The following is a 22,043-nucleotide window of genomic DNA, read 5'->3' as shown; positions in this document are numbered from 1 at the left end:
TTTTTGTTTAGGCGCCCTCGCTCGGGCGCGCACGATGAAGGGAGAGCGCATGAAGAGCTTTATTGCCGAGGATTCGTTTTGGGAGCTATTTCCGCAGGCGGCTGTCGGTGTTGTGGTCGTAAAGGGCATGAAGCCCGCGGCTCAGATTCCTCAAGAGGACGTGGACGCGATTGCGGCGTTGCTCGACCGCGCCAATATCGACGCGGAGCGTCATCTGACCAGCGATACTATCAGCGAGAACGCACCGGTCAAGGCATGGCGCGAGGCTTATCGGCTGTTCAAGACCAAAAAGGGCGCGCGTTGCTCAATTGAGAACCTGCTCAAGCGCGTGCTCAAGGGCAAACCGGTGGGCCACATTACGCCCGCGGTGGACATCTACAACACGGTGTCGCTGACCTACGCGCTGCCCGTTGGCGGCGAGGACCTGCATACGATTGAGGGGGATCTTCGCTTGAAGGTGACTGACGGCGGCGATGCGTTCCTGCCACTTGGCGAGGAAACAGATGACCCGACGCTGCCCGGCGAGCTCGCCTACATCGATGATGCGGGCGCCGTATGCCGCTGCTGGAACTGGCGCGATGGCGTTCGCACGGCGCTGTCCGACGATTCGGCCGATGCATTCCTGGCGATTGAGTGCGCGGAGCCCGAGCGGATGGGGGATTGCCAGGCTGCCGTTGATCGTCTCGCCGAGTTGCTCGAGCGCTATCTGGGAGCGACGGTTGTCGTTAAGACGCTTGTGACCCGCGACAATCCCTGCGTGGAACTGTAACGACGCCTGCGGATCATGTTCGCCGGTCAAAACCACCACAAAGGTGCCTGTCCCCTTTGTGGTGGTTTTTATGTTGATGGGTTAACAAATGGGATATTTGGGTATGGGTGTTGCCTCGTGCGGCTAAGATGTTTACCCGTTAGCATCATGTAAGCGAAAGGCGGTCGTCTCCCATGCAGCAGAACGACGAGACACGTTTCGAGGACTTTGTCGGACTGATCAGCGGGCTCTACAAGGAGATCCAGCGCATTAAGACATCCGAGGGCGCAAGGCTGGGCCTCAAGGGCTCCGACGTTATGTGCCTGTACTATCTTGAGCGCAGCAAGGACGGCCTGACTGGCGCTGACCTGGCTCGCATGGCAGGCGTGACCCGTGCCGCCGTCTCGCGCACGCTCGCGCATCTGGAGGAGGGCGGCTACGTCGAGGTCGACGACTCGGGTGATGCGGCCGTTAAGTATCGTGCCCCGGTGCGCCTGACCGCTCTGGGCGGCGAGAGCATGAGCGAGGCGGACCGCATCATTCGCGAGGTGCTCGACACCACCGGTAAGGCTATGGGTGTGGAGCAGCGCGAGCAGATGTATGCGTCGCTGCGTACGATTCTCAACACCCTGCGTGAGATCTAAGGCCGCCAAGGTATTTGCTTCCCATTAAAAACTGCATCGTCCCGTTTGAGCGCGTACGCCGTGCCGGGACATTGCTGTCAAAATTCCCTGCGCGAGACCTGCGCAAGAAAGGATTCGTTATGTCCGTCCGCATTATTACCGATTCCGCAAGCGATATGTCGCCGGCGGAGCACCCCGCTCTGCGTGTTCTGCCGCTGTCCGTCACCTTTGGCACCGATGTGTATATGGATGGCGTCGACATCGATCACCAGCGCTTTTACGAGATGCTTGTGGAGCGCGATGAGCTGCCCAAGACCGGTCAGGTCAACCCGTACGCCTTTTCGCAGGCGATTGCCGAAGCGCGTGAGGCCGGCGATGAGGCCGTGATTATTACCGTGGGAGCCAAGCTCTCGGGCACCAACCAGAGTGCTCGTACGGCACTTGCCGAGGCGCCGGGCGGCGACATGTTCGTCGTGGACAGCAATAACGTGACCTTGGGCGAGCGCGTGCTGGTCGAGTATGCGCTGCGCCTGGTGGACGAGGGCCAGGGCGCGGCTCAGGTTGCGGCGGCTGTCGAGGCCGTGCGCGACCGCGTGGTCGTCATCGGCCTGCTCGAGACGTTGGAGTACCTGGTGCGCGGCGGTCGCCTGTCTGCTGCGGCCGGTGCCGTGGGTACGCTGCTCAACGTAAAGCCCGTGGTGGCTGCCGAGGACGGTCTGATCGTGCAGCTGGGCAAGGCGCGCGGTTCCAAGAACGGACGTAACCTGCTCAACCAGAAGGTCGAAAAGGCGGGCGGCATCGACTTTTCCATGCCGCTGGCGCTCGGCTATACGGGCCTTTCGGATGCGGTGCTCAAGAAGTATATCGAGGACAGCGCGGCACTGTGGGCTGGCCACACCGAGGGCGAACTGCCCGTTCACACCATCGGCGCCACCATCGGCACCCATGTAGGCCCCGGCGCCGTAGCCGTAGCCTTCTTCCAGCCCGTTAACTAGCCCACCTGCCAAAACCACCACAAAGGGGACAGGCACCTTTGTGGTGGTTTATGCTATTCCGGGTGGAAGGGAGCGAGCAATGGCGTCTGAGGGCTTTTTTGAGCGGGTGTACGAGGTGGTCGAGCAGATTCCCGAGGGGATGGTCGCCACGTATGGTCAGGTGGCGCTGCTTGCTGGACGTCCACGAAGTGCGCGGTACGTGGGGTATGCCCTGCATGGCAATCCGCGCCCCGGCGAGATTCCCTGTCACCGCGTGGTGTTTGCCGATGGCCGCATATGCGATGGTTTTGCTTTTGGCGGTCCCGATGCTCAACGTGAGCTTTTGCTAGGGGAGGGTGTGGCGTTTAAGGACGACATGCACGTCGACTTGGCCGCCTGTCGCTGGCCTGCAGGGCTCTAGCGGCTCTGCCGTGGTTAAAACCACCACAAAGGTGCCTGTCCCCTTTGTGGTGGTTCTAGTTTACCTGAGCTAACTTATGGAGAAGCTATGGGGGAACATATTGACGCTACAAAGTAAACCACGGTGAACTATATTGTATTCAGCAACGGAGCAGGCAATAGGCGATGAAAAAGCCTGCCCTGTTGAGTTTGATTCGCATTCCTCCCCTCTGTGCGATTCAACGGTGTACTTCGGGAACAGGCCCGCTGGCAACTAACTGCCAGCGGGCCTGTTCCTGTTTTTCGGGGGAGTGCAATGGGCAGAGCCGAACCGGTCGGGCACCAAAAAAGGCGGACGCACTAGCGCCCGCCCTATAGCAATCGAAAGTTCTAGCCAGCAGATCGATCTAGTACACCATGCCCATGGCGTCCTGAACCTCGGCCAGGGTCTGCTCGGCAATCTCGTTGGCGCGACGGTTGCCCTCGTGCAGCACGTCCTTCACATAGTCCAGGTCGTTTTCGTAGCGCTGACGACGCTCGCGGATCGGCGCGAAGTACTCGTTGACGGCCTCGGTCACGTACTTCTTGAGCTGGCCGGAGCCGCCCATGCCAATCTCTTCGGCAATCTCGACCTCGGAACGGCCAGTGCAGATGGCGGCCGTCGAAAGCAGACCGGACACGCCGGGGCGGTTCTCGGGATCGAATGTGATCATGCGCTCGGAGTCGGTCTGGCTCTTCTTGATGCGCTTGGCCGTCTCCTCGGCGGTCATCGAGATGTTGATGGCGTTGCCGTAGCTCTTGCTCATCTTGCGACCGTCCAGGCCCGGCAGTAGCGGGGTCTCGGACAGCAGCGCTTCGACCTCGGGGAACACTTTGCCGTAGCGGTTGTTAAAGCGGCGGGCGATGGTGCGGGTGAGCTCGATGTGCGGCAGCTGGTCGCGACCGACGGGCACCACATTGCCCTTGCAGAACAGGATGTCGCAGGCCTGGTGCACCGGGTAGGTGAGCAGAAGGCCGGTGAGCTCGTGGCCCGAGGCCTCCATCTCGGCCTTGACCGTGGGGTTGCGCGCCAGCTCGGCCTCGGAGACCAGCGACAGGAACGGCAGCATGAGCTGGTTGGCGGCGGGCACGGCGGAGTGCGCGTAGATCATGGTCTTGTCGGGGTCGATGCCGCAGGCAAGGTAGTCCATGACCATGTTGTACACGTTGTCCTGGATGTGCTCGGTCGTGTCGCGGTCGGTGATGACCTGGTAGTCGGCGATGAGTACGTTGGTCTTGGCACCCATGTTCTGCAGCTCCACACGGCCCTTGAGGGTGCCGAAGTAGTGACCCAGATGCAGACGGCCGGTGGGGCGGTCGCCGGTAAGCATGGTGAACTTCTCGGGCGTCTTGGCCAGGCCCTCGCGAATGGCGTTGCTCTTTTGCAGCGCGACTTCGTAGCTGTTCTCGTTTGGCATGATTGCTCCTAACGTATGTTCATGGGTCAAGATGATAACGCGTTTATTGGAGGGTCGGGGCGTAAGTACGCGAGGGGCGGGAGAGCGGCGGCATGTGCGATGGGCGCGGCGTGGCTGCGCGTTTGGCCGGCGGCGCCTGGGCGCATCCTCGGCAGCTTACCCTAGCGCCTGTGGTGGCGCTCCTCCCTGCGTTCTTCTGCCGCCTGCTCCTCCTGCTTAAAGGCGGGATCGTCGGGGGTGACGAGCTCGTCCTCGTGCGTGCGCTTGTTGTAATGGTGGCGCAGCACGGGCTCAAACAGGTGCAGGTGCTTGGCAAAGGCCGCCGAGCCAATGGCGAGTACGGTAAAGATGAGCACGCGCATGGGCACCTCGACCTGGTTAATCGCGGCGGCGCCGGCCGAAAGCATGATGCACCAGGCGTAGATGAGGAGCACTGCCTGCTTTTGGTTGTAGCCCTCTTGGATCAGGCGGTGGTGGATGTGGCCCTTGTCGGCCTGCCCGATGCTAATGTGGGCGCGCTTGCGGCGCACGATGGCGCTAAACGTGTCGATGATGGGCACGCCGGCAACGATGAGCGGGATGATAAGCGAGGTGAGCGCGGCGGTGCGGCTCACGTTGAGCAGCGAGATGGAGCCCAGTGCAAAGCCCAGAAGCAACGACCCCGAGTCGCCCAAGAAGATGCTTGCGGGGTTGAAGTTGTAGCGCAAAAAGGCCAGACAAGCGCCAAAGAGCGCAATGGAGAGCGCGGCGGCGTCGATGCGGCCCGAGAGAACGGCCATCGAAAACATGGTGAACGACGCGATGCCGCAGATGCCCGTGGCCAAGCCGTCGAGGCCGTCGATGAGGTTAATGATGTTGGTGAATGCCACCAGATAGATCACGGTGATGGGGTAGGCGAGCCATCCGAGCATGATCTCGCCGGGGGCAAACGGGTTGACGATGACGCCGATCCGCAGGCCGCCGATACAGGCGATAAGCGCGGCGAGGACCTGTCCGGCTAGCTTTTGCTTGGGCTTGAGCTGGAAGACGTCGTCGATAGCGCCGGTCGCAAAGATGACGGTAAAGGAGAGGGCCAGCATAGGATAGCTAATGTGAAGGCGCGGGTGCGGCACCAGGACGGGCGGCCAGCCTAGGTGCCAGGTGCCTAGGATTTGCACAATGCAGGCAACGACCAGGCCCAAAAACACCGCCGTTCCGCCCAAACGCGGGATGGGCTTGGTGTTGATGCGGCGCTTGGAAGGATAGTCGACGGCGTCGAGCTTAATTGCCAAGCGCTTGACCAGGGGCACCATGAGGAAGGTCGTGATAAAGGCCGCCGCTGCCACGCATAGATACGGTATGTAGCTCGGGGATGAAGCCATGAATCTAAAAACCGCCAAGCGTCGAAGGAAAAGGTCAAAGGTTGCTAAGCGCAAAGGGCATAGCCGAACCATGATACTCGACCAAGGGGGGTGCATGGAATTGCACGCAGCGATAATCACGCGCTTACCAGATAATGGGATGTTGTCGATGGATTGTCGGGATACCGGCGGGGATCCATATGGGCTGTAATGGTGGTTTTCGGCAAATAAAAACCACCCCCCACGTTACGAAAATGAACCCACCTAAAACAGGTGGGTGCCCTCATCGACTGTTCCAGCGTCCTTAACAACGAAGGATACCTGTACTAGGTACGACTGTGTGGGCTCCCTAAATAAACGCGACGGTTCACCCAGTTGCTCCGCGGGGGGCGGAATACCTACATCATAAAGCGGCACTTTATCGATTCCAGTCTTGACATTACAAAAATCGTGTCGGACGATTACGGCGCCTTGGGCTCGAGCCGTCTGTGCGGTTGGTCCCTTTACGTTTGAGCTGCTGAATCGTTGTTTTGGAGCATGTTTTTATGCCGACGCCGTTGACCGAACTTTTTTCGCCCGCCTGCCATTTGTGTCCGCGCCGTTGCGGTGCGGTGCGCGACGAGGGTGCGCACGGCGTATGCGGTGCCGATGACACGCTCAAGGTGGCCCGCGCGGCGCTTCATATGTGGGAGGAGCCGCCTATCTCGGGCGAGGCCGGTTCGGGCACGATCTTCTTTAGCGGCTGCTCGCTCAAATGTATCTATTGCCAGAACCACGAGATCTCGACGGGCAATTTTGGGCTTGAGATTTCGCCCGAGCGCCTGGTCGAGATTATGCTGGAGCTGCAGGACCAAGGTGCCAATAACATCAATCTGGTGACGGCGACGCATTATGCTCACCTGCTGCCGGCCGCGATTGCCGCAGCTCGGGAGCGCGGACTGGTCATTCCAATCGTCTACAACACGAGCGGTTATGAGCGCGCGAGTGCCGTGGCGGCGCTCGGCGATTTGGTCGACGTGTGGCTTACCGACTTTAAGTATGCCAATGCGGCGCTTGCGCAGTCACTCTCTCATATTAAGGACTACCCGCGCGTGGCTGTGTCGGGTCTGGCCCAGATGGCGCGCGAGATTGAGCGCCGCGGGGGAGAGCTGGTAGACGGGGACGGGCTCATGAAGCGCGGCATAATCGTGCGTCATCTGGTGCTGCCGGGGCATGCGGACGATTCGTGCCGCGTGTTGGACCTGGTGTGGCAGACGGTGGGCGACGTGCCGATCTCGGTCATGAACCAGTACACGCCCAATGCCCTCATGCGCGAACAAGGCGGCGACCTGGCGCGCGCCGTGACGCGCGAGGAGTACGAGCAGGTGCTCGACCATGCCGACGACCTGGGCTTTACGACGATGTTTTGGCAAGAAGGCGGAGCGGTAGACGAGAGCTTCACCCCGGCGTTCGACACCACCGGCGTCCTCACCAGCGCAAAGTAGCACATTCGCCGATGATTTTTCTGGGACGGGGATTAAAAAATCATCGAGAGGATCGCCTGCTCGAAAAGTTGTCAAAATAGCCACGCCCCAAAAAGACTGGTTATTGGGCGTTGACAGTTGGCGAGCCGTAGGTAAAATATCGACTTGTCCTGGGGACGTAGCTCAGTTGGGAGAGCGCTGCCGTCGCATGGCAGAGGCCGAGGGTTCGACTCCCTTCGTCTCCACCCTTGGATTTGATAAGCCGCTGACATTGTGTCGGCGGCTTTTTTTAAAAGAAAGGGCTGTACCATGGCCGAGCTTGAGTCCCAACCACTGTCTGCCGAGGAACGCGCCGAGTTGGAAGAGCTCCGCGCCGAGAAGGCCCGCCGCGAGGCCCAGGAAGAGGCACGTCGCGAGCGTGAGGAGCTGACCGCCCTGCGTGCCGAGCGCGAGAAGGCCGAGGAGGCCGCCGCGAACGTCGCCCCCGCGCCCAGGCCCGCCGCCGCGAAGCCCGCGCCCGCCGCACCCAAACCTCAGCCTAAAAGGGCCGCTCGTCCCAAGCCCGTCGAGCCCAAACCGAGCCGTGACGAGATGACCTTTGCCCAGCGCATGGTCACCTCCAAGGAGCCCACGGGCGAGAACGAGATCCCCTGTATGGCGCCGGCTCAAAAAATCATCATTGTCCTTGCCCTCATCGCGTTTGTCATCTTTATGGGCTACACGATCCTGACCAGCATGGGTCTGCACTAGCCTGTTCGCGCTGGGCTCCATGCCCGCACGCCCGCCTCGCCAACCCTCAACCTCTGCACAACGCATCCGAAAGGTCGCCCCATGGCTTTGACCGACATCTCGCATCCCACCGACATTGCAATGCTCACCGATCTGTACGAGCTCACTATGGCCCAGGGCCTGTGGGAGAGCGGCAAGGCCAATGAGCAGGGTTGTTTTACCGCGTTTTACCGCGACCATCCTTTTGGCAGCGCCTATGCCGTCATGTGCGGCACCGCCGAACTGCCCGAGCTGGTCGAGAATCTGCGCTTTACGCCCGAGGACATCGACTACCTCGCCTCGCTCCAGGCCCCGGCCGGCGGCGCGATGTTCAAGCCTGGATTCCTCGACTACCTGCGCGATTTTCGTGCGCATGTAAACATCGACGCCGTGCCCGAGGGCGAGCTCGTCTTTCCGCGCGAGCCCATGGTTCGCGTCACCGGCCCCGCGCTGGAGTGCCAGCTGCTCGAGACGGCGCTGCTCAACATCGTTGGGTTCCAGACGCTTGTCGCCACCAAGACGGCGCGCGTGGTGCTGGCGGCGGACGGCCGTCCCGTTGCCGAGTTTGGCCTGCGCCGCGCTCAGGGTCCCGATGGCGGCTTGGCCGTCGCGCGCGCGAGCTACGTTGCCGGCTGCTCCTCTACGTCCAATGTGCTCGCCGGCCGCCGCTACGGTATTCCCGTCTTTGGCACGCATGCGCACAGCTGGGTGATGAGCTTCGATTCCGAGCTCGAGGCCTTCCGCGCCTTTGCCAAGTCGAGCCCCAAGAACTGCACGCTGCTCATCGACACCTATGACGTGCGCGAGGGCTGTGAACATGCCATTACGGTTGCCAAGGAGATGGAAGCGGTGGGCGAGCGCCTGTCGGCCATTCGCATCGACTCCGGCGACCTCGCCAAGCTCTCAAAGTATGTGCGCGGCCGTTTTGATGCCGAGGGCCTGCCCTATGTGGGGATCTCGGTTTCTAACGATTTGGATGAGTACACGATTCAGTCCCTGCTCGACCAGGGCGCGCCCATCGACAGCTTTGGCGTGGGCACCAAACTCGCGACCTGCTACGATCAGCCTGCGCTGGGCGGCGTGTACAAGCTTTCGGCCCGTCGTGCGAGCGACGCGGAGCCGTGGACGCCGGTGGTGAAGCTTTCCGAGCAGCCCTACAAGCGCACGATCCCCGGCGTGCAGCGCGTACGACGCTATTACGACGGCTTTGGCGGTCCGGTTTGCGACATGATTTATGACGAGGATCATCTGGCAGGGGAGGGCGCCGCGCGCGGCAATACCCTTGTGGCCGTGAACGATGCCGCCCTGGTGACCGACGTGTCCGAACTCGAGTATCGCGAGCTGCTGGTGCCGATCGTGCGCGATGGCAGTGCGGTGGCTCCGCGTGAGAGCATCCAGGACGCGCGCGAGCGCTGTGCTTGGGCGCTCGACCATCTGGACGCAGCTTTCAAGCGCTTCCTGTACCCGCAGACCTATGTGGTGGGTATGGAGCAGGGCCTGGCTCAGGTGCGCGACGAGCTCGTGCGCAAGAACATGGCCGCGGCCTCTGCCTTTCCCTGGGCTCACTAATTCCTTGGGCGGTAGGGGCGAGTCACGCTTCCCTGGCCACCGCCTCGGCCGTTCGCTGAACAGTTGATTGGTTTGACGTATGACGACTTCTTATAAAACGATGGTGGTAAAGATCGGTTCGTCCACGGTGGTGGGCGCCGACGGCAAGGTCAACCGCGCCTTTATCGGCGGGCTTGCCGACCAGGCCGCAGCGCTGCGCGAGCTTGGCTGGCGCCTGATCGTGGTGAGCTCGGGCGCCATTGCCTGCGGCTATCCCGTGCTGGGCTTCGACCGTAAGCCGGTCGGCGACCTGCCGAGCCTGCAGGCCTGCGCCTCGGCCGGTCAGTGCATCATCTCGTCGGCCTACGACGAGGAGTTCCATGCGCGCGACCTGCTCACCTCGCTCGTGCTGCTCACGCGTCACGACACGGCGCGCCGCACGTCCTACCTGCACGCGCGCGACGCCCTGCTTCGCCTGGTGGAGCTCGGCGTGGTGCCGGTCGTCAACGAGAACGATACCGTCACCGTCGATGAGATCAAGTTTGGCGACAACGACACGCTGGCGGCGCTTGTGAGCTGCCTGGTTTCTGCCGATCTGTGCGTGACGCTCTCGGACATCGATGGCCTCTACACCGCCAATCCGCATGAGGATCCGACGGCCGAGTTTATCCCGGTCGTGCATAAGATCGATGCCAAGATTATCGCCTCGGCGGGCGATTCTTCCACATCGGTGGGTACGGGCGGCATGATCACCAAGATTCGCGCGAGCCGCATTCTCATGACGGCGGGCATTCAAAGCGTGATTTGCTCGGGCGAGGAGCCCGATGCGCTCGTGCGTCTGGCCCGCGGCGAGAGCGTGGGTACGCTGTTCGATCCGCCGGCGGAGCGCCTGGACATTGCGCCGCGCAAGCTGTGGATCGCACTGGGCGACAAGGCGCACGGCTCGGTGACGGTCGATGACGGCGCCGCGAAGGCGCTGGTCAGCCGCGGTTCGTCGCTGCTCGCGGTGGGTATTCGCGAGGTCGATGGCGTGTTTTCCGAGGGCGATGTGCTCGACGTGTGCGACCCGAGCGGCATGGTTGTCGCCCGTGGTATCGCCGAGGCCGATTCGGACGTGCTGGAGCTTGCCGCCGGCCGCCGCCAGGACCAGATTGCCAGCAACCGCCTGCTCGCAGACCTGGCCGAGAAGCCCGCGATCCATAGGGACAACTTGATAGTGTTTGCATAAAGAGAGGCAGCGCTGCGGCTCGTTTTGCCAGCAGTGCTGCCTCTCCTTTTCCGGCACTTGGGGACGTTCCTTATGTGCCGGCACTTTGGGACACTCCTTTGCTAGAAGATCTGGCGCAGGTCTCCGCGGTTGAGGGCTTCGTCGAAGAGGTGCTTGAACACCACGCTGCCGTGCAAGCCGTCGTGCTCGAACTCGTTGGTCACCCAGGCATGCGAGTTGCCCACGCGACTGAGCGTATCGAGCTGCATGCCCGAGTCCACGTACATGTCATCGAAGTACACCGCGGCCTGCAGGGGCACCTCGTTGCACGCCAGGCGCTGCGGGTCGTAGATCTTGTCCCAGCTTGTGTCTTCCATAAGCAGATCCATCGCCGGCTTGAAGGGCTTAAGTTCGGGCATCTGCTCAAACATCCACGGGAACATGGCCTCGCCGGTAAACATGAGCGGTCGCGTGAGCGTGTCGAACTCGGCACGACGGGCCTTCTCTTCTGCCGCGGCCCAGCGAATGGGCATGGTGTCGCCGTCGGCGTAGATGAACTCCTGAAGCGTCCAGTACAGCGGATTCGTGCGCGTGTTGGTGCGCTCGAAGGCGCGCATCAAAAAGCTGTCAGATACCGAGGCGCCGCAGGCCAGCGTGCCGTCGCCGTCAACAAAAGCATGATCGAAAATCCAATGCATGCGCTCAAAGCTCGGCTTCATGCCAAAGTCGCTGCCCATGAGCTGTAGGCGTTCGACCGTCATCGGCGAGCCGTCGGGTAGCACGGGCTTTTGCTCCTCGAGGGCATCTGCCAGGGCCGTCACGCGCTCGACGTCGGCGGGGTAGCGGTTGTAATACTGCTGCGTCTTGGCGGCCATGCGCGGGAAGGTGTGCGCGTAGACCTCGCTTGCGCTCGCCGGTACGTGGGGGATGCCGCCGCAGGTAAAGCTTGCCGCCACGCCCTCGGGGAAGAGCGACAGGTAGCTCAGCGTCAAAAAGCCGCCGTAGCTCTGCCCGAGCGTGACCCAGGGCCTGCCGCCAAAGCCCACCAGGCGCAGGTACTCAAAATCGCGCACGATGGAGCTGGCGAGGTGGCGCTTGAGGAAGTCCGCCTGCGAGCGGGCAGCATCGGAGCCGGCCGCCTCGGCGCGCTCGCCCAGTGCGGCAATCGTGCGCCCGTCTACACAGCTGCTGCGCCCGGTACCGCGCTGGTCGGGCAGCACGACGCGGAAATGCTTGACGGCCTCTTCGATCCAGCCATCGCTTGTGGGCGACAGCGGACGCGGGCTCTCGCCACCGGGGCCACCCTGCAAAAAGAGAAGGAGCGGCAGGTCGTCGTTGATGCGGTCGGGTGCGCAAACCACGCGGTAGAAGAGCTTGATGCTCTCGGGCGCGCCGGCGATGGGCGCCGGCATAGCGCCGCGGCGCATGGTGCTGCCGACGGCCAGGAGCATCGGCTCCAGGCCGCGCCAGTCAAGGGGGACGTCGATGCTGTGGTCCTCGACGTAAAGGCCGGGGACGTGGTACGAAGTGATGAGGGCCATGTGAGTCTTCCGTTCGTTGCGGTGTTTCGGGTTGACCAATTCTACCGCCGCGGGCGAGGCCATGCGCAAATCGGCTACCATGGTTGCAAACTTCTAGGAGAAAGGGCCGCCCATGTCGGTCGATATAGCCACGTATGTCCACGATCTTGCCGTTGCCGCCAAGGCAGCGTCGGCCTCGCTTGCCACGGCGAGCGATGAACAGCGCCAGGAGGCCGTGCGCGCCATGGCCGCAGCGCTGCGCAACGGTGTCGACTCCATCGTCGCCGCCAACGAGCTCGATATGTCCGCCGCGCGCGATGCGGGTACCTCGGCCGGACTGCTCGATCGTCTGCTGCTGACGCCTGAGCGCGTCGAGGGCATGGCCGCCGGCCTGGAAAAGCTCGCCGAGCTGCCCGATCCCGTAGGCCGCGTGCTCGACCACCGCGTGCTTGCAAGCGGCGTGGACCTGACCCGTGTGAGTGTGCCGCTGGGCCTGGTCGCCATGGTTTACGAGGCGCGTCCCAACGTGACGGCCGACGCCGCGGGCATCTGCATCCGTACCGGCAACGCCTGTATTCTGCGCGGCGGCTCGCTGGCCTATCACTCGTGTGCCATGATTTCTGAGCTGCTGGCCGATGCGCTCGAGGCCAAGGGCTTCCCGCGCGAGGCCGTGTCGATGATCGAGTCCACCGACCGCGAGGCCACTGGCGAGCTCATGAAGCTCCGCGGTATTGTCGACGTACTCATTCCGCGCGGCGGTGCAGGCCTGATCCAGCGCTGCGTGCGCGAGTCGCTTGTGCCGGTGATCGAGACGGGCACGGGCAACTGCCACATCTACGTGCATGAATCCGCCGACTTCGATAAAGCGCTCAATATTATCGTCAACGCTAAGACGCAGCGCGTGGGCGTGTGCAATGCCGCCGAGTCGCTGCTGGTCGACCATGCTGTGGCCAATGTGTTTTTGCCTGCGGTTGTTGCCGTGCTGCACGACCACGGCGTGCTCATTCACGGCGACGAGGCCACGTGCGCCGCGTGCGCCGATGCCGGGCTTGCCGAGGGCGATGACTACGTTGCCGCGACTGAGGAGGACTGGGGTCGCGAGTACCTGGCGCTCGAGATGAGCGTGAAGGTCGTGGCAAACGAGGACGAGGCCATCGCACACATCAATCGCTACGGCACGATGCACTCCGAGGCCATCGTTGCCGAGGACACGGATGCTTGCGAGCGCTTCCTGGACGCGGTCGATGCCTCGGCCGTGTACGCCAACGCCAGCACGCGCTTTACCGACGGCGGCGAGTTTGGCCTGGGCGCCGAGATTGGCATCTCGACCCAAAAGCTCCACGCCCGCGGCCCCTTTGCCGCCGAGGCCCTCACCACCTACAAATACAAGCTCCGAGGCACCGGCCAGGTCCGCCCCTAAACCCCTCGTAAACGAAAACCGCCACAAAGGTGCCTGTCCCCTTTGTGGCGGTTTTAGGTGGGGTGGGCGGTTAGGCCTGGAAGGTATCGCGGTCGGGGGCGAAGGACTGCATGGCCGCGATGGTACGGTCGAAGAGCTCGGGGAGCTCCCAGCCCAGCATCTCGGCACCCTGCGTAATCACGTCGCGCGAGCAGCCGGCGGCAAAGCGCTTGTCCTTGAACTTCTTCTTGAGCGACTTGGTCGTAAAGTCCATGACGCTCTTACTCGGACGCATGATGACGGCAGCACCGATCAAGCCGGTGAGCTCGTCGCAGGCAAACAGGATCTTTTCCATCTGCAGCTCGGGCTTGGGCAGCGAGGTGTTGAAGTCCGACGTGTGCGTCTGAATGGCGCGAATGAGATCGGGAGAGGCGCCCTCGCCTTCAAGGATCTCGGCCGCATAGATGGTGTGGTTCATGGGGTCGTCCTCATGCTCCTCCCAATCCAGGTCGTGCAGCAGGCCGACGATGCCCCAAAACTCCTCGTTCTCGGGGTCGAACTCGCGCGCAAAGTAGCGCATGGTGCCCTCGACCGTCTCGCCATGGGTGATGTGGAACGGGTCCTTGTTGTGCTCGTTGAGCAGTTCGAACGCGCGGTCGCGGGTGATTCCGGCGGTAAGCGGCTCTGCCATAAGAGACTCCTTGTGCTCGTGGGTATCGCTAAGAATGAATACTACTGGAACAAGAAAACCACCACAAAGGTGCCTGTCCCCTTTGTGGTGGTTTTTGGCGCGGATGGGTTAGTTGAGGGCGGCTTGGGCTAGGCGAGCTTCGGCGTCCTCCTCGGTGACGCCCAAGGCCACGGCGAACTCCTCGATGGAACGACGCTTGGCCTCCTTGAGTACGCGCATGTAGTAGGAGCTGGGCTTTTTATCAGCTTCCTCGGCCTGGCGAATGCGGTGCATCATGGTCTTTGCCACGCGGACCGTCTCGGGTGCGCCCAGCTTGAGCTGCTGCTTAAAGTGCGTCTCCTCAAGTGAGCTGTTGCGCTCGGTAAAGGTGTCGCACTCCAGCTCGTCGTAGTGGCTCAGCAGGTGCTCGGCATCTTGCTGCGAGATAGCGGCGTGCAAACGGTCGGCCTGCGCCACGGGGTACATGAGGATCGTCTGCGCATGTCCCTGCTTGGTCTCGAGCAGCAGCATGGGCTGCGGTGTGTCGTCCCTAAAACCGACGACGGTGCAGACTCCCTGGCCCGGATGAATGACGTGTTGACCGATTGAGAACATGCTACCTCCAACTTATACGAATTTACGTATGTCTAGAATAACACGCTGACGTGCGCAAACCCTTACTTTATGCAGGAAAAGCACACAATTCCGATAGGTAAGAGTATTCGATATTCCGAGCAGCTCATGCACCTGTTTATGCATTTTCTGCAGGTGCACAATCAGCAGGCAGGCACCTATCTTTGAGTGATCCCGTGCGAGCTGTAGTCATTTTTGTGCATATGCAATATCGATTAACTTTACCCTACGACAGTAGCTACCGCTTGTGATAGAGTGCTACAAACTCTGGCTTTTGCCCTACGAGTGACCAAGAGCTCGGGGGCTTTAACACAAGGAGGATCTATGCCCGAGAAGATTGAAGAGCTGGTACGCGCTGCGCTTGCAGCGGCCCAGGAGGCCGGCGACCTTTCCGCATTTGAACTTGACGATTGCGCTATCGAGCGACCGGCTGATACTTCTCATGGCGAGTGGACCTCCACCATGGCTCTGAAGTCCGCCAAGCTGGCTCACTGCGCCCCGCGCAAGATCGCCGAGGCCATCGTTGCCCATATGCCCGAGGATCCCGCGATCGAGAAGGTTGAGATCGCAGGCCCCGGTTTCATCAACTTCTACCTCTCCGTTGCCGTCAAGAATGCCATCTTTGGCGAGGCTCGCGAGAAGGGCATGGACTTCGCTAAGTCCAACGTCGGTGGTGGCCTGAAGACCCAGGTCGAGTTCGTTTCCGCCAACCCCGTCGGCCCCATGCACATTGGTCACGGCCGCTGGGCCGCTCTGGGCGACTCCCTTTGCCGCGTCATGGACCACGCCGGTTACGACATCCAGCGTGAGTTCTACATCAATGACCACGGCTCTCAGATGAACACCTTCGGCAACTCCATCAGCACGCGCTATATGCAGCTTGCCGACATCATCGCCAAGCAGGGCGTTGATATCGACGAGGCTCACAAGCTGCTGATCGCCGACCGTGACGCCTTTGTTGCCGACGAGAACGACGAGCACCCCGAGACCCATCCGTATCAGGACAACTTTGCCGAGACCTTGGGCAAGGACTCTTACGGCGGCGACTACATCATCGACGAGGCCGCCGAGTTCTGGCGCACCGACGGCGACAAGTGGGTCGACGCCGATCCGCAGGAGCGTATGGAGAGCTTCCGTGAGCGCGGCTACGTGAAGATGGTCGACAACATGCGCGACCTCTGCCACGCCGTCAACTGCGACTTTGACCGTTGGTACTCCGAGCGCTCGCTGTATGTGAAGGACACCGAGGGCGAGACCGCCGGCACCTCCGCCGTCGACCGCGCTTTTGAGAAGCTCGACAAGATGGGCTACCTCTACACCAAGGACGGCGCCCTGTGGTTCCGCTCCACCGATCTGGGCGACGACAAGGACCGCGTCCTGATCAAGTCCGACGGCGAGTACACCTACTTCGCCTCCGACGTCGCCTATCACTGGGATAAGTTCCAGCGCGTCGACCACGTCATCGACATCTGGGGCGCCGACCACCACGGTTACATCGAGCGCGTCCGCTGCGTCTGCGACGCTCTGGGTTACCCCGGCAAGTTCGAGGTTCTACTGGGCCAGCTCGTCAACCTGCTGCGTAACGGCAAGCCCGTCCGTATGTCCAAGCGCAAGGGCACCATGGTGACCCTTCAGGAGCTCGTCGACGAGGTTGGCTCCGATGCCGCTCGCTACACGCTCATCTCCAAGAGCTCCAACCAGATGGTCGACTTCGATATCGAGGCCGTCAAGAAGCGCGACAACTCCAACCCGGTCTATTACGTGCAGTATGCCCACGCCCGCGTGTGCTCCATCCTGCGCCGTGCCGCCGACGTTACCGCCGAGCAGGCCGACGAGATGGGCATGAAGGCCGTTGCCGCCAAGGCCATCGGTGAGAACGTCGATTACTCGCTGCTGACCGACCCGACCGAGCTCGCCCTTTCGCGCAAGCTCAACGAGCTCACCGACCTGATCGCCAGCTGTGCTCGCGATCGCGCCCCGTTCCGTCTGACCCACTTTGCCGAGGAACTCGCCGGTGACTTCCACAGCTTCTACGCTGCCTGCCAGGTGCTGCCGAGCGAGGGCCGTCCCGTCGACCCCGAGCTTTCGCGTGCCCGTCTGGCCGCTTGCGATGCCGTCCGCGTGACGCTCGCCCTGGTGCTCACCCTCGTTGGCGTTTCCGCGCCCGAGCAGATGTAACCTGCGGGTCATTTGACCGTGTAGGTTTGGTTTAACTGAGCCCTATAAGCCCGATCTCCCACGGAGGTCGGGCTTTTTTCGCAAATGCCGACGTATTGACGAATTTGGAACTGCTGGAAATACGAAACTATGCCGGTTTACTACGATGAATTGGGAATTTCCAACCACGCCGGCTTTTCGCAAAAAAGCGCAAGGCATCTACCTGCGGTTTTAGTTCAACATGTTTCGGAGTGGTCGCGGTTGAGCGATTCGTCGTAGTAAACCGCCATAGTTTTGGCGGAGGCAGTCTGATTTGTGGGTGGTAGACCAAAGAGTGTCCCTTTTGACTAGTCGTTTAAGAACGCCCCCAATGACTAAGTTGCAGGTGGCGGCGGTTGTGTTACACTAACGCTGCGTAGTTGACGCAATCATCTCGATACAGATCAATGATGTCCGTCGTTTTGAACGGAACTAGACTGTTTAGCCGCCCTGAAGGTTTATGCAGGGAGCATGTGATCACAGGGCTTGAAAAGAAAGTTGAGCAAACACTGTGTCTGATCAACAGCAAGAAAACGAAATAACGACGACGCAGGCCGCTCCCGCTGCACCGGTTGCGTCGGACCAGGTCGCGGCGCCCGCGCAAGCCTCGGCTCCTGAGATGCCCAAGGCTGCTTCGACGCCTACGCCTGCAGCGGCTGAGAAGGCCGTGTCTGCAACTGGTGAGGAGGCTGCTCCGGCAAAGCCCAAGCGTACGCGCCGCACGGCCAAACCTGCCACTGACGGCGAGGAGGCCACCAAGCCCAAGCGCCGTACCACGCGCACGACGCGCGCCAAGCGCACCGTTGCAGCTGACTCTTCGGCGCCGATTTCCGATGAGGTCGCGCAGGCACGTGCGTTGGCGCAGATTAGCGAGGCTCAGGTGGTGCGCGCCCGCCGTCGTGCTGCCGAGCGCGAGGCCGCGGCTCTGACCGAGCTTGCAGCTCCGTCTGTGCCCGAGACGCCTGCCGCCATCGAGACCCCTGCCGCCGACCTGCCGACCGAGAAGCCGGCACCGCGCACACGCCGCCGCACGGCTGCTAAGGCCGAGCAAGTTGCGGAACAGGTAGCCCCCGAGCTCACTGAGGCTTCGGTCCGTTCCGCGGCAGGGGAGGGCACATTGCCTGTTGAGCCCGCTGCGCCTGTCGAGGCCAACGAAGTTCCCGTTGTCGATCCGGCTTTGCGCCCGCACCGTCGCGGTCGCAAGCCCAAGGCCTTTGTCGAGGCAGAGAAGGCCGCAGCAGCAGCCGCCGCCGCTCGGGATGCTGCGGCGACCGCCGAGTCTGCAACCGCTGCCGATGCACCCGTCCAGGATGCTACGACTTCCGAGGCCGCTCCCGCCGATGCCGAGCCCGCCGACGTCCGTCCCGGTCGCAGCCGTCGTACTGCTGCTAAGCGCACGTCCAAGGCCAAGGCTGCCAAGAAGGGTGCGTCCGAGGATTCTGCCGAGACGACCGCCGATGCGTCGACTGATGTCGCCAAGGCCCAGGACGTCGAACAACCTGCGTCCGAGAAGCCCAAGCGCGGTCGTAAGAAGTCCGTTAAGGCCAAGGCGTCCGAGCAGCAGGATGTCGAAGCGCAGGTTGATTCTGGCGCCGAGGCCAATGACGCCGCCGCGGCCAATGTTGGCACCGCCGCAACCGATGGTGCCGCCCCCGCTGAGGGCGAAGACGGCACTCGTCCCAACCGTCGCCAGCACAAGCGCAACGACGAGCGCAACGAGCGTAAGGACGACCGCAACAACGACCGTCGCAACCGCCAGCGCGATCGCAAACAGCGCAACAAGGAGCGTAATGCCGCTCCCACCGAGCCCACGCTTTCGCGCGAGGAACTCGCGGCCATGAAGGTCGCTGAGCTGCGCGAGAAGGCTAAGGAGTTCGAGATCGAGACGACCGGCAAGAAGAAAGCCGAGCTCGTCGAGGAGATCTACGTCACCGCCGCGAAGGCCGAGGGCTTCCGCGACATCAAGGGCATTCTGCAGATTCGCCCGGATAGCTCCGGCATCATCCACGCCCATGGCTACATGAAGTCCAACGACGACGCCTTCGTGCCCGCCTACCTCATCCGCTCCGCGCGCCTGCGCACGGGCGACGTCATCGAGGGCTCGCTGCGTCCTTCGCGCGGCGGCGACAAGCGCGCCGGCCTCGCCAAAATCACGACCGTCAACGGTCTGGACCCCGAGCAGATTCGCAACCGCCCCAAGTTCGGCGACCTCACCCCGGTCTATCCCAACGAGCCGCTGCGCATGGAGCACGGCAAGGACTCTATTACCGGCCGCGCCATCGACATCGTGTCACCGATCGGCAAGGGCCAGCGCGGCCTGATCGTGTCCCCGCCCAAGGCCGGCAAGACCACGATCCTCAAGAAGATCTGCCAGTCTATCTCGATTAACAACCCCGAGGTGCACCTCATCTGCCTGCTCGTCGACGAGCGCCCCGAAGAGGTCACCGATATGCAGCGTTCCATCAAGGGCGAGGTTGTGGCGTCGACCTTCGATATGCCTGCCGACAACCACACCCGCGTGGCAGAGCTCGTCATCGAGCGCGCCAAGCGCATCGTAGAGCTGGGTGGCGACGTCGTGGTGGTGCTCGACTCCATCACGCGCCTCGCCCGCGCCTACAACTTGGCGGCGCCCGCCTCGGGCCGCATCCTTTCGGGCGGCGTCGATTCGGCGGCCCTATATCCGCCCAAGCGCTTCCTGGGTGCAGCCCGCAATATCGAGAACGGTGGCTCGCTTACCATCCTGGCCTCTGCCCTCATCGACACCGGTTCCAAGATGGACGAAGTCATCTTTGAGGAGTTCAAGGGCACCGGCAACATGGAGCTTAAGCTCGACCGCGACCTGGCCGACCGCCGCATCTTCCCGGCTATCGACCCCGTTGCCTCCGGTACGCGTAACGAGGACCTGTTGGTCGACGAGCAGATGCGTCCGTTTGTCTTTGGTCTGCGTCGCATTCTTGCCGGCATGAACAACACCGAGCGCGCAGCCGCATCGTTTATCAAGGGTCTTAAGGGCACCAACACCAACCAGGAGTTCCTGGTGCGTTCGGCCAAAAAACACAGCGACTACGAGCAGACGTTCTAGGTTGTCATCCACGCGCAGCGATAGTCATCAATGCGATAAAGGGTCGGGGCTTTGAGCCTCGGCCCTTTTCTATAGCGCCGCTCCGCGCTTATTTTTGACCGTAAGACCGACGAGCAGCAGGTTTCCCGTTTCAATCCGACATCGTCACTTGCAATCGACAGGACGGTTTCGCATAATAACTTTTAAGCTTCGCGACGGAAAACGCAGATGAAACGAACCATATACCGTTGCTTTGGGGCATAGCCCCGCTTCATCTTCTCTCGCGCAGCCAACTGAATGATGCGATTTGGGTGCTGGAAGATGGGGAGAGCTCATGGCTTCTTCTGATGCAACACAACGAGCAGTCCTTGCCGGACTTTCGTGCGGGATCGGCCTTGCCGCTCCCGTGGTTATGTATGCCGCGACGCTGCCGTTTTCGTCGGTGAACGAGACGGTCGTGGCGGGTGCAGTTCCCTTCGCCGTGGGCGCGGTGGCGGGCGTGGGTATCTATGCCGCCTCGCTGGGTATCTCCGAGTATCGTGCGCAGCGTGAAGAGCGTCTGTTCCAGCCCGATGCCATGGGCGGTGCCGCCAATCTCAATCAGCATCAAAGCGAGTTCAAGACCGCCTCGATTCCAGCTCAGCAGCAGGATGCGATTCCGTACGCTGCGGCTTCTGCTTCTCAGGCTCAGTCGGAGCAGTCTACCTCGGCATTCCTTTCCGGCCTGACTGGTGCGTTCCAGCGCCGTCATGCCGATGATGGTGTCCCTACCATCGCTCGAGCCGCAGATGCTATGGACGAGGCCGAGGCTTGGTCCATGATCGACAGCATGCTCGACGACGATTCGCCGGTGAGCTGCGACCCTGCACGCTCGCGCGACGTCTATCAAGTCGCCATCGACGAGCTCACCAACGGCGGGCAGACCGGCTCCTTCAATCGCGATGATATCGCCGCCGCGGCACGCGCCGTGTCGGGCTCCCAGGCCGCCCCTGCGGGCAGCACGGCGGCTTTCGTGGCACTCGTTGCCAATGCGGCGGTCAATAACGCCTACAGCGCTACCTCGGCGGACGCGAACGCTTCTGCCGATAATTCGTACGTTGATGAAGCCATGACCGCGGACGAGGAGGCTGTTGCCGCCCGCCGTGCCGCCGAAAGCTCGCTTTGGGGCGCTCCTGCCCAGCAGCAGGCGGCTGAGGCTGCGCCGTACAATGCAAACCTCGCCAGCATGCCTATCATCTCCGGTGCCGCGGGCATCGATCTCGATGACCTCGATGAGCCTGCAGCCATCACCGCATCGATTGATGCCCAAGATCGCATCGACACCGGCGACCTTCCGGACGCCTCGCTCGAGGTTGATGTCCCCATGGCCGATTACTCGGGCCACGAGGGTATGTGGGCCGCCGCCACCGCGATTCTGGATGAGATTGACGAGCCTGCTCCTGTTTCAGCCCCCGCTCCCGTCGCTGCCCCTCAGCCTGCTGCCCCCGCCTATGTCGGCCGTCACAGCGCTGTGTTCCCCGAGGATACTGCCCGTATCTCGCGTGAGAGCATCGAGCGGGCCGAGGCTATTGCCGCCGGCATTATGGAAAATCGTCGTCACGAGCGCGTCAATCAGATCCTCGAGGAAGAGATCGAGCGTCTTCAGTCCTCTACCGCCAAGCGTACGGGCCGTGCTTATCTGAGCGTTATCGAGGGCGGTACCGCCAGCTTCGCGCCGCTCCGTGCGGAGGCATAACTTCTGCATGGTTAAGATCAATCGAAAATGGGCGGTCGTAACCTGCCTGATGGCGCTCTTGATCTGGGGCAATTCGCTGGTTCCCGGCTCGGGGTCGGGCTCACTGAGCCTAACGGTCATGGAAGCTATCCGCGGTTTCCTGCACGGCGTGGGACTTCCATATGAATGGGTGACCAACTTTGTTGTTCGTAAGTGCGCGCATTTTACCGAGTATTTGGTGCTCGGCATCCTGGCAACGCACGCCTTTGATTTGGCTCTGTTAGACCACATTTGACACGATCGGCTGTTCGTCGAACCGGAAA

At 62.0% G+C, this 22,043-nt stretch carries 18 protein-coding genes and 1 tRNA gene; 14 read left to right on the top strand and 5 right to left on the bottom strand.

Translation table 11 applies throughout. The features are described 5' to 3' along the window. The first annotated feature begins 49 nt into the window (after positions 1 to 49). From DWV32_RS07375 to DWV32_RS07360, 4 genes are all read left to right on the top strand, one after another. Complete coding sequence (locus DWV32_RS07375; RefSeq protein ID WP_089572051.1) at positions 50 to 769, top strand: B3/4 domain-containing protein; 720 nt, start codon at positions 50 to 52, stop codon at positions 767 to 769. Positions 770 to 942: 173 nt separating this feature from the next. Beyond that, entirely contained in the window at positions 943 to 1,392 is a 450-nt protein-coding gene (locus DWV32_RS07370; RefSeq protein ID WP_022093866.1) for a MarR family winged helix-turn-helix transcriptional regulator, read from the top strand. A 119-nt stretch (positions 1,393 to 1,511) separates the two neighbouring features. Continuing rightward, positions 1,512 to 2,366 (top strand): DegV family protein, encoded by an 855-nt coding sequence (locus tag DWV32_RS07365; RefSeq protein WP_117641033.1) that lies wholly within the window; start codon positions 1,512 to 1,514, stop codon positions 2,364 to 2,366. Positions 2,367 to 2,445: 79 nt separating this feature from the next. Further along, positions 2,446 to 2,766 carry an MGMT family protein gene (locus DWV32_RS07360; protein ID WP_089572047.1) on the top strand — a complete coding sequence of 107 codons (321 nt, stop codon included), beginning with the start codon at positions 2,446 to 2,448 and terminating at the stop codon, positions 2,764 to 2,766. A gap of 385 nt (positions 2,767 to 3,151) precedes the next feature. Here the strand turns inward: DWV32_RS07360 and trpS are convergent, their stop codons facing one another. Together trpS and DWV32_RS07350 are read right to left on the bottom strand one after the other, a co-directional pair. Then, positions 3,152 to 4,201, bottom strand: coding sequence for a tryptophan--tRNA ligase (gene trpS / locus DWV32_RS07355; RefSeq protein WP_117757745.1), 1,050 nt, complete (start codon positions 4,199 to 4,201; stop codon positions 3,152 to 3,154). Positions 4,202 to 4,362: 161 nt separating this feature from the next. Beyond that, on the bottom strand, positions 4,363 to 5,562 hold the full coding sequence (locus DWV32_RS07350) for an MraY family glycosyltransferase (RefSeq protein WP_117757744.1): 1,200 nt from the start codon (positions 5,560 to 5,562) through the stop codon (positions 4,363 to 4,365). Between the two features lie 524 nt (positions 5,563 to 6,086). Between DWV32_RS07350 and DWV32_RS07345 the strand changes: the two genes are divergently transcribed. The 5 genes from DWV32_RS07345 (at position 6,087) to proB (ending at position 10,548) form a co-directional block, all read left to right on the top strand. Then, positions 6,087 to 7,025 (top strand): radical SAM protein, encoded by a 939-nt coding sequence (locus DWV32_RS07345; RefSeq protein ID WP_117757743.1) that lies wholly within the window; start codon positions 6,087 to 6,089, stop codon positions 7,023 to 7,025. A 151-nt stretch (positions 7,026 to 7,176) separates the two neighbouring features. Beyond that, positions 7,177 to 7,249 (top strand) — tRNA-Ala (locus DWV32_RS07340). 64 nt (positions 7,250 to 7,313) lie between these two features. Next, positions 7,314 to 7,754: a hypothetical protein gene (locus tag DWV32_RS07335; RefSeq protein WP_117757742.1), complete on the top strand. Its 441-nt coding sequence runs from the start codon at positions 7,314 to 7,316 to the stop codon at positions 7,752 to 7,754. 81 nt (positions 7,755 to 7,835) lie between these two features. Next, positions 7,836 to 9,341, top strand: a complete 1,506-nt coding sequence (locus tag DWV32_RS07330) for a nicotinate phosphoribosyltransferase (RefSeq protein WP_117757741.1) — start codon at positions 7,836 to 7,838, stop codon at positions 9,339 to 9,341. A 79-nt stretch (positions 9,342 to 9,420) separates the two neighbouring features. Further along, positions 9,421 to 10,548: a glutamate 5-kinase gene (gene proB / locus DWV32_RS07325; RefSeq protein ID WP_117757740.1), complete on the top strand. Its 1,128-nt coding sequence runs from the start codon at positions 9,421 to 9,423 to the stop codon at positions 10,546 to 10,548. Between the two features lie 101 nt (positions 10,549 to 10,649). Here the strand turns inward: proB and DWV32_RS07320 are convergent, their stop codons facing one another. After that, the gene (locus DWV32_RS07320; protein WP_117757739.1) at positions 10,650 to 12,068 is read right to left on the bottom strand and encodes an alpha/beta fold hydrolase; all 1,419 of its coding nucleotides are present in this window, start codon (positions 12,066 to 12,068) and stop codon (positions 10,650 to 10,652) included. Between the two features lie 112 nt (positions 12,069 to 12,180). Here DWV32_RS07320 and DWV32_RS07315 point away from each other — a divergent pair, with 112 nt between their 5' ends. Beyond that, positions 12,181 to 13,467 carry a glutamate-5-semialdehyde dehydrogenase gene (locus tag DWV32_RS07315; protein WP_117757738.1) on the top strand — a complete coding sequence of 429 codons (1,287 nt, stop codon included), beginning with the start codon at positions 12,181 to 12,183 and terminating at the stop codon, positions 13,465 to 13,467. Positions 13,468 to 13,537: 70 nt separating this feature from the next. Here DWV32_RS07315 and DWV32_RS07310 read toward each other — a convergent pair whose 3' ends face one another. Beyond that, positions 13,538 to 14,137: an HD domain-containing protein gene (locus DWV32_RS07310; RefSeq protein WP_117757737.1), complete on the bottom strand. Its 600-nt coding sequence runs from the start codon at positions 14,135 to 14,137 to the stop codon at positions 13,538 to 13,540. Positions 14,138 to 14,245: 108 nt separating this feature from the next. Continuing rightward, positions 14,246 to 14,731 (bottom strand): CarD family transcriptional regulator, encoded by a 486-nt coding sequence (locus tag DWV32_RS07305; protein WP_022094807.1) that lies wholly within the window; start codon positions 14,729 to 14,731, stop codon positions 14,246 to 14,248. 342 nt (positions 14,732 to 15,073) lie between these two features. On the opposite strand from DWV32_RS07305, the gene argS reads away from it, so the two are divergent. From argS to DWV32_RS07285, 4 genes are all read left to right on the top strand, one after another. Then, positions 15,074 to 16,927 (top strand): arginine--tRNA ligase, encoded by a 1,854-nt coding sequence (gene argS / locus DWV32_RS07300; protein ID WP_117757736.1) that lies wholly within the window; start codon positions 15,074 to 15,076, stop codon positions 16,925 to 16,927. 529 nt (positions 16,928 to 17,456) lie between these two features. Continuing rightward, a complete protein-coding gene (gene rho / locus DWV32_RS07295; protein ID WP_233540433.1) occupies positions 17,457 to 20,027 on the top strand; it encodes a transcription termination factor Rho in 2,571 nt (856 codons plus the stop codon). A 313-nt stretch (positions 20,028 to 20,340) separates the two neighbouring features. Further along, the gene (locus tag DWV32_RS07290) at positions 20,341 to 21,741 is read left to right on the top strand and encodes a hypothetical protein (RefSeq protein WP_117583743.1); all 1,401 of its coding nucleotides are present in this window, start codon (positions 20,341 to 20,343) and stop codon (positions 21,739 to 21,741) included. Between the two features lie 7 nt (positions 21,742 to 21,748). Continuing rightward, on the top strand, positions 21,749 to 22,015 hold the full coding sequence (locus DWV32_RS07285) for a VanZ family protein (RefSeq protein WP_233540432.1): 267 nt from the start codon (positions 21,749 to 21,751) through the stop codon (positions 22,013 to 22,015). The last annotated feature ends 28 nt before the right edge of the window (positions 22,016 to 22,043 follow it).

The organism is Collinsella sp. AF04-24 (assembly GCF_003465685.1).
GTDB lineage: Bacteria > Actinomycetota > Coriobacteriia > Coriobacteriales > Coriobacteriaceae > Collinsella > Collinsella aerofaciens_AP.
The sequence above is the reverse complement of the archived record's forward strand: the minus strand, read 5'-3'. Positions and strand labels throughout refer to the sequence as shown.